The organism is Bacteroidota bacterium (assembly GCA_016722565.1).
Taxonomy (GTDB): Bacteria; Bacteroidota; Bacteroidia; order 2-12-FULL-35-15; family 2-12-FULL-35-15; genus 2-12-FULL-35-15.
This window is the reverse complement of sequence record JADKIU010000001.1, coordinates 300611-315748: the sequence shown is the minus strand read 5'-3', so window position 1 is coordinate 315748 and position 15138 is coordinate 300611. Positions and strand designations below refer to the sequence as shown.

Below are 15138 nucleotides of genomic sequence, written 5' to 3'. Positions count from 1 at the left end.
TGAAAGTCTGTTTTCCTCCTGCATGTAGGTTTTAATAAGTATTTCTTTTATATTCGTCTCGATAAAAAAAAGGAATGTTCAAATTCATCTTCACACTTTTTGGTTGGAAAGTTAGCCACTACCTATCTGATGATATAAAAAAGTGCGTTATTATAGTCGCTCCCCATACCAGTAATTGGGATTTTATTTTTGGAATGGGTGCAGTTAAGGTGATGAAATTAAACCAGCGGTTCATTATCAAAAAAGAATGGGTGCGATTTCCATTTAAAAAATTAATGTTGTCGTTAGGGGCATTGCCTATCGACAGGAACAAAAAAAACACCGATGGTGAGAAAAAGAGTTCTGTTGATTCCATTGCCGAATTATTTGAAACGCATGCTGAATTAAGAATGGTTATCACGCCCGAAGGAACACGGTCAAGAGTTGACAAGTGGAGAACCGGATTTTACTATGTTGCTCTTAAAGCCAATGTTCCTATTGCTTTGGCTTTTATAAATTATGAAACCAAAACTTGCGGTGTCGACAAAATTATTTATCCGAGTGGCGATTTCCAAAAAGACATGAAACAAATAATGGATTTTTATAAACATATAAAAGGTAAAAATCCGGAGAATTTTTCTTTAGACGTAGAATTGAGCAAATAGTTCATCAACGAAAATCACAAACATGAAAAAAATCACCTTTCTTTTCGCAGCATTCTTTATTGTAAGCATTTCAATTGCACAAAACCGAACAATTGAATTTGAACACGGCACATTTGATGAAGTATTAGCAAAAGCGAAGAAAGAAAACAAAATGGTTTTTGTGGATTGCTATACCACTTGGTGTGGTCCATGCAAATGGATGGCAAAAAATGTGTTTACAAATGATACTGCCGCTGATTTTTACAACAAAAACTTTGTCAACGCAAAAATTGACATGGAAAAAGGAGAAGGTATTGAAATCGCAAAAAAATATGGCATCAGAGCTTATCCAACATTGATCTATTTAAACAGCGATGGAACACAATTACATCGCATCTGCGGATCGGGTAGTGTTGCATCCTTTGTTGCAGATGGCCAAGATGCACTATCGCCTGAAAAACGATTTGCTACTGCAAAAACGAATTTCAATAAAGGAGCAATTTCTTCTTCGGTTGCTTTTGCCTTCTTTTCGTTGTCGGAAAAAGCATGTCAAAAATACGATACAGAAATCAACAACTATTTCGCATCATTGAAAGAGACGGAATTGACAAGTCGCGGCAACTGGGACATTATTTATCAATTTGTAACAGATTACCACTCACCTGTTTTCAAAACATTTGAATCAACCATGGAAAAGTATAAACACTTATATGGCGCGGATTTTGTTGAAAGTAAAGCCAACCAAGTATACGGAAGTGGGCTTTGGACAGCAGCAAAAACAAAGAACACGGATGACTATGCAATTATTAAAGCGAAACTTCAAAAATCCAAAACCACCGAAGCTCAGACCATCCTCTTTCAATCTGAAATTGCTTTGTATCAACAATCCCAAGATTGGAAACAATATGCTTCAACCGTTTCCGACTATATTCTAAAATGCAAAGTTGAAAATCCAGGGGAATTAAACTCATATGCATGGGCCTTCTATGAAAACATTGATGACAAAAAAATGCTAGAAAATGCTGAAGCATGGGCAAAAAAAGCAACTGAATTACAGCAAGACTGGGCATTCTTCGACACCTACGCAGCAGTTCAATTCAAATTAGGGAAAAAAGCAGACGCAGAAAAAAACGCAAAAAAAGCAATTGAACTTGCCAAAATAAGTGGTGCTGACTATAAAGATACAGAACTGCTTCTAGAAAAAATTAACGCATTGAAGTAAAAGGGAATGATTCTTGGCAATAGCTTATACCTGCCGAAACAAACTTAGTCGGGCGATTTTTGCCCCTTGTCCAATTTTCGGAGTAGTATGTAACAAACTTGAATACATTTACCTTGTATGAAAAACCTATTGCCACTCACATTCGGGTTTCTGCTCATCCTAAATTTTTCATTTGCTCAGCAAGTTCCTGCGGTAGAAGAAAACATTCCATTTTTAGTTACATTCGGAAAAGACGGAGATAAATCATGGGGCGATGATGATTTTTCACAAACCTACTTTTTTGTTATTCCTAAATTCCAAGTGACCCCAATCTATATTCGTGTATTTGATGCAGAAACCAGCGCTGAATTTGATGAGAAAAAAGGGGAATACAATACCTCCACAAAATTTTCGGTGTATGGCGGGAAAGAATCTTTTACCAATAAAGATGTTCGTTTAAAAGATCCAGGTGGCAAATACAAAAGTGGCAATTTACTTGCTTCAAAAACATTTGTTAGTAGTGATGTTTATGATGGAGAGTGGTATACCTTCGGTCCTTTTAACCCCTCAGAAGGCGAACTAGTTCCCGAATATGGCGGTTATATTTTTAAGATTATCGCGGAAGGAATTAGTGGTGATGATGGCAACCTTTACAAATACTTTTTAAGTTCCTCTCTAACCGAGAATAAACCTATTGAAGGTGGCAATGCATTTACTTTTGAATATACATTCCGCTTGTCAGATAATCAAAAAGACATTGCCCATCTTTATCCCTATGTGGAACAAAATGTATATTCCGTAAGATTATCTAACTTTGATTTTGACAACGATGGGAATGTAAATATTGTTTCCATGGCAAAAAAAGGCGAACTTAGCAAAGCATCAGGAGATAATGTTTGGGAAAACACGACTCACATTATTGTTGAAAAAGAAAAGAAAACAACACTGGATGTCCAATTTATAAAAAATAAAAATATTTTAATAAAGAACAACAATGTTACACTCTATGTAACCAATCAAGACGGAAATTTATTACCAATATATACCGTCCCAATCGGAGGAGTTCCATTAAAAAACAGTAAAATTCAATTCAAACAAAAGAAAAAAACAACACCCTATTAAGTTCAAGATTTTACGCTTTTGAAAAAATTATTTATTACATATTTAGGTTTTTTAGGAGCAATTTTTTTCTCTTCGTTTGCATATTCTCAGTCGTATCAAATCAAAACGTTTGGCATCGACAATGGAATTACACAACCGTATGTATACACAATCAATCAAGATAAAAAGGGTTATCTCTGGGCTGGAACGGGTGATGGGGCATGTAAATTTGACGGTATCAGTTTTAAATCATTTTATTCCACTGACGGGTTTGCCGACAATTTTGTAACCAGTAGCTACAAAGACATTAATCGTAATTTATGGTTTGGGCATAACCAAGGAGGGATTACTTTCTTTGATGGGAAAACATTCAAAACAATCAACACAAGTGGCTTTTCAAAAAGCCCGGTTACAACCATCATTTCAGACGAAAAAGGCGGTGTTTGGTGTGCTACACAGAACGATGGAATTTTCAGAATAAGTAAAGCATTTGAAGTGGATGTTTTTAAAATGGAATTTAATCAGTTAACCATTTTTTCACTCGCACTCACCAAAAACAATCAACTTCTTGTTGGAACAGGCGAAGGATTGATGCTTTACGACTTATCCGGAGACAAAAGAAAACCTCTCTTTTCAAAAACAATCGAAACTATTCCAAAAACAAAAATTCAATGCCTTGTTAAAAAAAACAATTCAGGTAGCATCTGGGTAGGAACCGAAGATGAAGGTTTGTTCTTGTTAACCCCATCTGTCTCAAATATAAATAGCTTCAATGCAAGTCGTACAGGAGATAAACTATCTCTAAAATTTAAAAACGTACAGGATGTTTATGAAGACAAGCTTTCCAACCTTTGGATTGCAACATTTGGCGAAGGAGTAATAAAACTGCTGCTATCGCCAAGCACATTAAACTACGAAGAATTTTTGCAATTTTCTGAAGAAAATGGACTGGAAAACAAATACACAAAAAGTATTTATGCTGATCACGAAGGCAATATTTGGGTTGGAACTTATGGTTCCGGATTAGTTCAACTTCAAGATAATTGTTTTTCGTTTTATTCACACACTCAAAAACAATACAGCAATAGTGTGAATGCGCTTTATATTACCGAAAAAGAAAAATGGTTTGGTGTAGAAAACGGACTCATCAAAATTGATTTACGATCAAAAGAAAAATGGGAATTCTTCAATCACAAAAATGGTTTTGTCGATGATAAAGTTACTGCGATTTGTCAAATCGATTCAAACACGATTGCTATTGGAACGAATGCAAACGGTTTGTTTAATTTAAACATTGCAAAAAACACATTCACAAAAATTGAATTGAGTGATGACCAACTTTGTAAATCAATCAATTCAATCGCGGTAAGTGATGATGTGATTTGGGTTGCAACCAAAGGGGGGATTTTTAAGCTAGAGCCCAAAGCTAAAATCAAAACTCATTTCACAACAGAAAGTGGATTAACGCACAACAACATCAACCAAATTGTAATATCAAAAGATAAAAAATTATGGATTGTCACTCACAGCAATTATATCTCTCATATTGATGAAAAAGATGAAGTAAAAAACATTTTAATCTTTAATGGAGTTGATTTAATAAATGTATCTGGAATTTTAGAAGATGACAGTAAAAATATTTGGGTTACAACTTTTGGACATGGGGTGTTTAAAATAAAAGATACCGTTATAGCAAAATATGGCATTGAAAAAGGACTAAAATCAAATTACTGTTATAGCATTGTAGAAGATGGCTCGAACAACATCTGGATTGGTCATCGCTTAGGATTAAGTAGAATCAAAACCAAAACAAACGAAATCGATGTTTTTGATAAGAATGAAGGTGTTCTGGGTGATTGTAATCCAATAGCCTCTTTTACAGATACAGAAGGATATACCTGGTTCGGCACAACGATGGGTAGCGCAAAATTTGACCCACACAAAGATGTAAAAAACCTTATTCCTCCAATCGTGAATGTTACCTCGTTTAAAATAAATGATAAGGAAATTGATTTTACACGCGATACTGTTTTACCCTATGACGACTATCGCATACGAATTGATTTTGTTGGTATCACATTCAAATCAAGCACGCATGTATTGTTTCAATATAAATTAGAGGGATACGATCTTGATTGGTCAGACAAAACCAACAATGCTTTTGCACGTTACGGAAAATTAAGTGATGGGGAATACACCTTCCTGCTTCGAGCATACAATAACGATGGTGTTTGCAATCAATCCCCCTTCAGTATCAAAATAAAAATTGCTTCTCCCATTTGGAAAAAAGCTTGGTTTATCATTTTATGCATTGCAATTGTTATTTATGGCTTTTATCTGGTACTTAAAATCAGAGAACGGAATCATCGAAAATTTGAGTTAGAATTGCAAAAAGCATTGAACGAAAAAACAAGAGAAGTTATCTTTCAAAAAGAAGAAATTGAAAAAAAGAATAAAGATATTACAGATAGTATTCGATATGCTAAACGAATACAGGACGCCATTCTTCCAGAATTAGAGTCATTACAAAAATATCTCCCCGATTCCTTTATCTTTTTTCAACCTCGCGATATTGTGAGTGGCGATTTTTATTGGTTCAAAAGTTATGGAGATAAACTTATTGTAGTTTGTGCTGATGCCACAGGACATGGAGTACCAGGCGCATTTATGAGCATGATTGGAAGCACATTGTTGAAAGAAATTATTTCTAGAAAGGGCATCAATTCACCTGCCTTTGCACTTGCTTCACTAGATGAAGAAATCAAAATTCTGCTAAAACAATCTGACGGAGAACACCATCAAACTCAAGACGGAGTTGATGTTGTGATTTGTGAAATTGATTTGAAAACACATTTTGTTAGAATTGCATCTACAAAACGACCGATAATTATTTCAAAAAACAAAGAACTAATTCTTCTGAAAAAAGAAAGTACTGATACACAACAATACGAAACAAAGGATATTCAGCTCGCGAAAGGAGACATCTTGTATTTATTCACAGATGGATACCCCGACCAATTTGGTGGGGATGAAGGGAAAAAAATTAAGATTGCAAGCGTAAAAAATATTCTTCAAGAAATTCAAACACTCCCTATTGCGAAACAAGAAATGATTATTGAAAACTATTTCAATAATTGGAAAGGTGGTTACGAACAAATTGATGATGTTCTGTTTATGGGGCTGAAATTATAGAAATGGAACGCAGCTTCAACGCGAAGCCTCCAGCGCCTGCTCAATATCAGAAACAATATCAATAATGTTTTCTAACCCAACAGAAATCCTCACCATTCCGGGTGTGATGCCAACTTCGATTCTTTCTGATTCCGATAATTTAGCATGTGTTGTGGATGCCGGATGCGTAGCAATGGTTCTCGTATCACCTAAATTTGCTGTTAACGAACACATTTGTAATGCATCCAAAAATCGTCTTCCTCTTTCTATTCCTCCTTTAATTTCAAACGTAACAATTCCACCGCCCATACTCATTTGTTTTTTTGCAATTTCAAACTGAGGATGGGATAATAAAAATGGATAACGCACTTGCTCTACCTCCGGATGATTTTCTAATAACCCCGCCAATTTATGGGCATTCTGACAATGGCGTTCCATGCGAATAGCCAGTGTTTCCAAACTTTTTGAAAGTGTCCAAGCATTAAAAGGGGATAATGCCGGACCTGTGCTTCTGCAAAATGTATGAATCTCTTTAATCAATTCTTTTTTCCCGACAACAATTCCTCCCAACACTCTACCTTGTCCATCAATATATTTTGTAGCTGAATGTGTTACCAAATGTGCTCCATATTTTATCGGCTGTTGCAAAAAAGGAGTAGCAAAACAATTGTCTACATTTAAAATAATGTTGTGCTTGTTTGCCAATATTCCTAACCATTCCAAATCAACAATATCTAACCCCGGATTAGAAGGCGTTTCCACAAAAATCATTTTTGTGTTTTTTTGAATCAATTTTTCCCAAGTCTCCGGTTTATTGATATCCGCATATGTATGCTCAATGCCCCATTTCGGTAGAAATTTTGTAATCACCGTATGGGTAGAACCAAAAATAGAACTGGCAGACAAAATATGATCGCCACTCTTTAACAATGCCATGAAACTTGCAAAAATAGCAGACATCCCTGAAGCGGTTGCATAACCAGCCTCTGCGCCTTCCATCAAACACATTTTTTCTACAAATTCTGTTGAGTTTGGATTGGAAAACCGACTGTAAATATTTCCTTCCAATTCATCTGCAAACATAGCACGCATCTGTTCCGCATCCTCAAATGTAAAACTCGATGTTAAATACAACGGCACAGAATGTTCTCTGTTTTCAGTTCTTTCCGACTGTGTACGAATGGCGTTTGTTTCAAATTTTTTCATGGGCATTGATATGGGAACGCAGATTTATTATGGTTATGATTTGTTAAGATTTTTAAAACATAAAATTTTTACTCATATTATGTTTTTGTTTTAAATAACACCGGAACCCAAACCTATTAATCATTTTTTATCATAAAAATCATAATAAATCTGCGTTCCTATTCTTATTCATTCACGGAGACCTTGTATGTTATCTTGGCTCCCGCAAGTTCCAACGTTTTTGAAACCGAACAATATTTCTCCATCGACAATTGAACCGCTCGCTCTGCTTTCTCTTTATCAATTTGTCCCTTAAATTTAAAATGAAGTCCTATTGTTTCCCACAACGAAGGCTCTTTCCCGTGCTCACGCTCGCCATCAATACTAATTGTAAAATCTTCAATCACCTGTCGCTGCTTTTTTAATATCAAAACAATATCAATTGCACTACAACCACCCAAGCCCATCAATAACATCTGCATCGGACGAACACCTTTATTATGTCCTCCAATATTCTCCCCCGCATCCATTTGCGCAACATTTCCTGTTTCACTAATTGCTTCAAAGTGAAAGGCATCATCCAATCGTTTTAGTTCTATTCTCATTCTAATTAATTTTGAATTTCAAAGGTAAGTAATTGATGTATATTTTGATTAGTTTTGCTTTGGTTAATATGAATAAACACTTTTTTACATATCGCCAACCGTTAAAACTGGAAAACGGGCAAACCTTACAAACGTTGGATGTTGTTTACCATACGTATGGAGCAATCAATGCCGATAAAAGTAATGTGGTTTGGTTCTGTCATGCACTTACTGCAAACAGTGATGTTGCAGATTGGTGGGACACACTCGTGGGGGCAGGAAAAAAATACGATCCTGCACACCACTTTATCATTTGTGCAAATATTATTGGTTCCTGTTATGGTTCATCCGGACCATTAAGCATTAATCCTGAAACACAAAAACCGTTTTATAGTTCCTTCCCACAAGTAACGATTCGTGATATGGTACAGGCGCATATCATTTTGCGTAAACATTTAGGAATAGAAAAAATAAACACCATTATTGGTGGCTCGATGGGTGGCTATCAAACAATTGAATGGGCTTTAACAGAACCAACTGTTTTTGAAAACATGGTGCTGGTGGCTACTGGTGCGCAAGAATCAGCTTGGGGTATTGCCATCCATACAGCGCAACGCTTGGCAATTGAAACGGATTTAACATGGAAAGAACATCACCAGACAGCAGGAGCAGCCGGACTAAAAACTGCGCGAGCAATCGGCATGCTCACGTATAGAAATTACGATGCCTTTGTGAAAACACAAACGGACAGTGAACATAAATTAGACAATTTCAAAGCAAGCTCTTATATCAATTATCAAGGTGAAAAATTGGTAAAACGGTTCAATGCTTATAGTTATTGGATTTTAACAAAGGCGATGGATTCGCATAACATCGCTCGCAACAGAGGGACACTCGAAGATGTATTAAAAAGTATTTCCTTAAAAACAACCATCATCGGCATCTCCAGCGATTTCCTTTGTCCGATTGCCGAACAAAAAACAATGGCGCAGCACATTCCAAATTCAAAATTTGTGGAAATTGATTCTCCTTATGGGCACGATGGATTTTTGATTGAAGGCAAGTTGATTGGGGAGGCAATAGAGATGAATTAAAAAAAGCCTCGTTTGTCATTTCGAGCGAAGTCGACAAACGAGGCTTTTTTATTTTATGCGTTTCCTTTATCTGCGCCAGTATCCGCAACAGAAATACTACCCAAATCTCTATCGAAGAAATATAAACCACTCTTATCTCCACCAATAAATTTTAATTTATCTAGGATTTTGCGAGCCAATGCTTCTTCTTCAATTTGCTCAGAAACATACCATTGCAAGAAGTTGTGTGTTGTATAATCCTTTTCTTTCAAACACACTTCAACACAATTATTAATTTCATTTGAAACCAATACTTCGTGCTTCAATACTTCCTCAAATACAAATTGTACTGATTTAAATTTTTGCGGTTGTGCCTTTAATGCCGGAATCAACGCTTGTCCACCACGCTCGTTTACATACTTTATCAATTTAAGCATGTGCATGCGCTCCTCATCTGCATGTGTGTATAAAAAGGCTGCAACACCTTCTAAACCTTGTGTTTCAGCCCAAGAAGCCATTGCTAAATAATATTGTGAAGATGCTGCTTCCAGCTCGATTTGCTGATTTAAAGCTGATTCTACTTTTTTTGCGATCATAGTTTTTTGTTTTTTATAATTATGGATTATTCATTCAAATTGCATCCACTAACTAAAACAAAGTTAAAGCATTTTTTGTTTATTCTAACCACATAGAAACATAGAAAAAAAGAAAAGAAAAAGAAAACCATGAGAGACAATGAGCCAAAAATCGTTAAAACGATTTTTTTCATGGTTTTATGTCCTTCTTTAACCAGCAAAATCATATGTTTCTTTGTTGTTAAATTTTTTTTATTAGATACCACATTCATTATGAAACAGCCTAATTATTCACTACCTTTGGATATGTAACAAAGTCCTGAAAACAACGTTATAGAATCGCATGTCAAGCAACTATCAAAATTTAATTGAAAAGCTGGATGAATTCATCCGTAAGTATTATAAAAATCTGCTCTTACGCGGAGTAATTTATAGTACGGCTTTGGTTTTATTATTTTTTGTGTCTGCCACTACGCTTGAATACTTTGCTCATTTTAACTCTGCTGTCAGAACCGTTCTCTTTTATTCCTTTGTTTTGGCTTCTCTCTTCATTTTAGTGAAGTACATCGCTATTCCCGTTTCCAAACTTTATAAAATCGGGAAAATTATTTCGCACGAAGAAGCATCTGCAATCATTGGAAAACACTTTTCGAATGTGCAAGATAAACTGTTGAATGTATTGCAACTACAATCGCTTCAAGACACCAACCAACCACCGACAACGAATAACTATCAACTAATTGAAGCTAGCATCAATCAAAAAACGCTGGAATTAAAACCTATTCCATTTACTTCTGCAGTTGATTTTTCAGAAAATAAAAAATATCTAAAATATGCGCTGATTCCGATTTTGCTGATTACTGTCATTCTCTTTGCCGCACCCAGCATCATCACTGATGGAACAAAGCGCTTGGTGAAACATACCGAATATTTTGAAAAACAAGCTCCGTTTCAATTTGTGATTACGAATTCTGATTTAAAAACGGTAACGCAACAAGATTATGAGTTGAAAGTAAAACTCACCGGTGATGAAGTTCCTGAAAATGTATTTGTTGAAATTGACGGCAATGAGTTTAAGTTGGACAAAGAAAACATTGTCAATTTTACATACCTCTTTAAGAATGTTCAAAAAAGCATCCCCTTTCAACTCGTTGCTGATGGCTTCAAATCAAAGGAATACGAGTTGGTTGCACTGCCCAACCCAATCTTATTAAGTTTTGATATTGCATTGTCGTATCCGAAATATTTAAATAAAAAAGATGAAGTAATTAAAAATACAGGCGACTTGGTAATCCCTGCAGGAACCAAACTCAGCTGGAATTTCAACACTCAAAATACCGAACAAATTCGGTTAAATTTTAACGACACCTCTTTTTCAGTTGCTCCTGCACGTGAAAATAATTTTAGTTATTCCACCCGCTTGTTCCGCGACAAAAATTATTCTGTTACCACAGCAAATCAATATTTGAAAAGCAAAGATTCTGTTACCTATTCTATTAATGTTATTCCGGACGCTTACCCCCAAATTACCGTAGCAGAAAAGAAGGATTCTACCTCTAATAAACGCATCTATTTCCGTGGCGAAGTGAAAGACGACTATGGATTTAACAAACTTTCGTTTAACTATCGTTTTATCACAAACAACGATTCTGCTGCAACCGACAACTACAAGAAGATGACAGCCAACGGTGTTCCCATTGCACTTAGCAAAGGGGTTACCCAAGACCAGTTTTTTCACTACTGGGATATGACCGAATTGGGAGTTGCTCCGGGAGACCAGGTTGAATATTATTTTGAAGTTTGGGATAACGATGGTGTAACAGGCAGTAAGTCAGCGCGCAGCCATAAAATGATTTTTAAAGCTCCTACATTAAAAGAGCTGGAAGAAAATACCGACAAAAACAATAATAAGATTAAGGAAGATTTGGAAGAAAGCATCCGTGAAGCAAAAGAGGTGCAAAAAGAGCTTGCTGACTTACAACGCAAGGTTGCAGAGAAAAAAGATTTATCCTGGGAAGAAAAAAAGAAATTGAAAGAATTACTCGACAAACAAAAAAATCTTCAAAAGAAAATCGAATCGGTTAAAAATGAAAACCAACAGAATAATGAGCAAAAGAATGAATACAAACAACAAAACGAGGAGGTTTTAGAAAAACAAAAACAACTCGAAGAGTTGTTTGATAAGGTAATGACTCCTGAGCTGAAAGAAAAATACGATGAGTTGCAAAAACTCTTAGAAAAAATGGATAAGGATAAAGTGCAGGAAGCTTTGGATAAAATGAAGTTGGAAAACAAAGATTTATTAAAAGAATTAGATCGCAACCTCGAAATTTTCAAACAATTAGAAGTAGAACAAAAACTTCAAGAAAGCATTGATAAACTAAATGATTTGGCAAAAAAGCAAGAAGAACTTGCCAAACAATCAGAAGAGAAAAAGACGGATGCTAAAGACCAAAAAGCAAAACAAGACGATTTAAATAAAAAGTTTGAGGATTTGAAAAAGGATTTGAAAGAGCTTGAAAAAAAGAACAACGAATTGGAAGAACCTAAAAAGCTTGAAAACACAGATCAAAAGCAGGAGGAAATAAAAAGTGACATGCAAAAAAGCAGCGAAAATCTGAATGAAAACAAAAAGAAAGATGCTGCCAAATCTCAAAAAGATGCTTCTCAAAAAATGGAAGAAATGAGCCAGCAGATGGAGAAAGCACAGCAACAAGAAGAACAACAACAAGCTGAGGAAGACATTGATAAAATGAGAGGCTTATTGGAAAATCTTATTCAGCTGTCATTCGGACAAGAAGCATTGATGGGACAATTGACAAAAACAAAACCCAACGATCCTCAATATGTGAAAATCAATCAGAAGCAGAAGAAATTGAAAGATGATTCGAAGATGATTGAAGATACATTGTTGGCGCTTAGCAAACGGGTACCGCAAATTGCTGCTGCTGTGAACAAAGAAATTAGTGCAATCAATATGAACATGGACAAAGCTTCGGAAGAAATTACCGAATCTCAAACCCCTGCATATGATGGAAAAAACCACAAACAAGAAGCATTAAGTCGTCAACAATTCGCCATGACCTCTATCAATAATCTGGCATTGATGCTCAATGAAGCACTCAAACAAATGCAGATGAATGCTAAAAACAGCAAACCGGGAAGTGGTAGCTGTAAAAAACCGGGTGGAAAAGGAGAAAAACCATCCATGGCCAGTATGCGCAAAATGCAGGAACAACTCAATCAGCAAATTAAAAAGCTGAAAGATGGGATGGAAAAAGGTGGCAATAAACCAGGAAACAAACCTGGAATGGGCATGGGAGGAATGAGTAAAGAATTGGCTCAACTTGCTGCACAACAGGCTGCTTTGCGCCAAGAATTGCAAAAAATGTCGGATCAAATCAATAAAGATGGAAAAGGAGCCGGAGGAATGAGCAAAATTATTGAGAAAATGGAAGAAACGGAGACGGATTTGGTCAATAAACTCATCAGTCCGGAAACTTTAAAGCGCCAAGAAGAAATCCTGACTCGCTTGCTAGAAAGCGAAAAGGCGGAGAAAGAACGAGAAATGGATGAAAAAAGACAATCAAATGAATCAAAAAATGCAAATTTTAGTAACCCTAATGAATTTTTGGAGTATAATATGCTGAAACAAAAAGAAACGGAATTACTCAAAACGGTTCCACCGTCCTTAACTCCTTTCTTTAAGTCAAAAGTAAACCAATACTTCAACAACTTTGGAAACTAATATGGTACTTGCAGAAAATCAAAAAATCAGAATCGCTTCAAGAGCAGAGAATATCATTCTTGTTGAGCGTATGGTAGAAGATGTGTGTGATTTGTTCAACATCAGCGAAGATTATTACGGAAATATACTTGTAGCGATTACTGAAGCAGTAAACAATGCAATTTATCATGGTAATCAAGCAAACCCAAAGAAAAATATCGATATTTTCTTTAAATCCTTCCCCGATCATGTTTCATTCATTGTAAAAGATGAAGGAAAAGGATTTAATTATGATAACTTGCCGGATCCAACCAATCCTGAAAACATTGAAAACCCGAATGGTCGCGGTGTATTTTTAATGCGCAACTTGGCCGACAAAGTTTCATTTGAAGACAATGGCAGCAAAGTGGTGTTGGATTTCAAAATGGCTAACTAGCTTTTGTTTTCAACCAATCGCTATAGTTTATTATATCGCTATCTGAGCTACTCTTTAACATTTCCCCATCAAGCAACACGTTAATTTCTTTTAACAGTTGCTTGTTCTTTTTTATACCTTCTGCATTCATCATCTTTTCAATCACTTTCACCATTTCCTTCTGACGCACATACTCCTCTTTTTTCAATAGCGCGGAATACTCCTTCCGAATACGTTCGGATTTATGTTCCAAATAATCAAAGTCTCCCAATTCATATCGAATCATTAATTCAAATACCGCCAGTTTCAGATGCCAAGCCTCATCCAAGTGCTTAAAAGCATCCTGCATCATCGGCTTTACCAAATGTTTTAACGATTCCTTAAAATTCTTTTTGTCAAAATTCAACACCGCCAAATTCAAATACACAAACACATTGTAAATCGAAAGTTTTTGAATGCTGGCATTGTCTTTCGCTTCGTGCAGAATCTCAATCGCTTTATCAATATTTTTTACCGAATAATTAATTACCAATGAATTATAATAATAAAACAAATACTTATCGTAAAGTGTCTTTCCAAACTCTTCCATGGCTAATTTTAGCTTCTCCACATAGTTTAACGAAAGGTCTATTTTACCATTTTTAAACAACGAATTGATCAAATACGTAAGCATTTGAAGTTTTGTATCATGGTTGTTTTTATTAAATAATTTTTCTTTTGAAAACTCATCAAACGTCTGCAACAAATACTTTTCAAGTGATTTATAATCTTGTTGCTGTAATAAAATACGGCTAACAGATTGATAGATTTTAAAGCGTAAAACCGGACTGTTCCTTACGTCCTTGCTTTTCGCAAAATCATTGACTGTTTTTTGAAGGAGCTTTAAAATTTCGGTACTTTGTTTTGCAAAATTTTGAGAAACTTTAATCCGATAAATCAATGCAGCCAAAATATCATCAATCTCTTGCACCTTATTCAATTTCGAACGATTGTCCTTTCGTTTTTGAATGTATACTTCCGGATTAATTTCCAATGTTTCGTGCGAAAGCTTTATAAATTCCCCATAAATAATATCCAGCCAGTCCAGTTGCTCATTTTCATTTGCCTTTCGGAAAGCTTTGTTTAAGTAATAATAGGCCGTTGCGGCTTGTCCTTTATTCTGAAACAAACGTGACAAAAACAAATAATTTAAAACGATATTGTATTCATTGGCATCGTAATAATGCAGTGTTAAAGTCTTGCCGATATCATCAAACAACCTGTTTTTCAAACGATACAGTGCGTTTTTATCTTCCGTATCGTACAGTTTTTTCAGAATTTTTTCTTCGTCATACTCCGGGTATTGCTTGCGGATAAAATCAAACAACAGCTCATCTTTTCTTTCTGTTGCCTTTTCTGTACGATTGATAAAGAGCTTGAAACTTCGTGTTTCCTCCTTATTCATATTTCCGATGACTTCGTTGAGTATGTTCATATTTATGTT

The 15138-nt window shown here is 35.5% G+C and carries 11 protein-coding genes; 7 read left to right on the top strand and 4 right to left on the bottom strand.

The window, feature by feature from the left end; all coding sequences use genetic code 11:
- The first annotated feature begins 74 nt into the window (after positions 1-74).
- From IPP64_01240 to IPP64_01225, 4 genes are all read left to right on the top strand, one after another.
- Complete coding sequence (locus IPP64_01240) at positions 75-644, top strand: 1-acyl-sn-glycerol-3-phosphate acyltransferase (protein ID MBL0328059.1); 570 nt, start codon at positions 75-77, stop codon at positions 642-644.
- A gap of 22 nt (positions 645-666) precedes the next feature.
- Positions 667-1845, top strand: coding sequence for a thioredoxin family protein (locus IPP64_01235; GenBank protein MBL0328058.1), 1179 nt, complete (start codon positions 667-669; stop codon positions 1843-1845).
- A gap of 117 nt (positions 1846-1962) precedes the next feature.
- On the top strand, positions 1963-2946 hold the full coding sequence (locus IPP64_01230) for a hypothetical protein (protein MBL0328057.1): 984 nt from the start codon (positions 1963-1965) through the stop codon (positions 2944-2946).
- Between the two features lie 18 nt (positions 2947-2964).
- On the top strand, positions 2965-6117 hold the full coding sequence (locus IPP64_01225) for a SpoIIE family protein phosphatase (GenBank protein MBL0328056.1): 3153 nt from the start codon (positions 2965-2967) through the stop codon (positions 6115-6117).
- A gap of 15 nt (positions 6118-6132) precedes the next feature.
- On the opposite strand, the gene IPP64_01220 is transcribed toward IPP64_01225, so the two are convergent.
- Together IPP64_01220 and IPP64_01215 are read right to left on the bottom strand one after the other, a co-directional pair.
- Complete coding sequence (locus tag IPP64_01220) at positions 6133-7308, bottom strand: aminotransferase class I/II-fold pyridoxal phosphate-dependent enzyme (GenBank protein ID MBL0328055.1); 1176 nt, start codon at positions 7306-7308, stop codon at positions 6133-6135.
- A 158-nt stretch (positions 7309-7466) separates the two neighbouring features.
- Entirely contained in the window at positions 7467-7886 is a 420-nt protein-coding gene (locus tag IPP64_01215) for an OsmC family protein (protein ID MBL0328054.1), read from the bottom strand.
- Between the two features lie 68 nt (positions 7887-7954).
- Here IPP64_01215 and metX point away from each other — a divergent pair, with 68 nt between their 5' ends.
- A complete protein-coding gene (gene metX, locus IPP64_01210; GenBank protein ID MBL0328053.1) occupies positions 7955-8959 on the top strand; it encodes a homoserine O-acetyltransferase in 1005 nt (334 codons plus the stop codon).
- A gap of 53 nt (positions 8960-9012) precedes the next feature.
- On the opposite strand, the gene IPP64_01205 is transcribed toward metX, so the two are convergent.
- On the bottom strand, positions 9013-9534 hold the full coding sequence (locus IPP64_01205) for a ferritin (GenBank protein MBL0328052.1): 522 nt from the start codon (positions 9532-9534) through the stop codon (positions 9013-9015).
- A 322-nt stretch (positions 9535-9856) separates the two neighbouring features.
- On the opposite strand from IPP64_01205, the gene IPP64_01200 reads away from it, so the two are divergent.
- Complete coding sequence (locus tag IPP64_01200) at positions 9857-13261, top strand: DUF4175 family protein (GenBank protein MBL0328051.1); 3405 nt, start codon at positions 9857-9859, stop codon at positions 13259-13261.
- 1 nt (position 13262) lies between these two features.
- Entirely contained in the window at positions 13263-13676 is a 414-nt protein-coding gene (locus tag IPP64_01195; GenBank protein MBL0328050.1) for an ATP-binding protein, read from the top strand.
- On the opposite strand, the gene IPP64_01190 is transcribed toward IPP64_01195, so the two are convergent.
- Positions 13669-15129, bottom strand: coding sequence for a hypothetical protein (locus tag IPP64_01190; protein MBL0328049.1), 1461 nt, complete (start codon positions 15127-15129; stop codon positions 13669-13671). The two genes, IPP64_01195 and IPP64_01190, sit on opposite strands and share 8 nt — an antisense overlap.
- Between the last annotated feature and the right edge of the window lie 9 nt (positions 15130-15138).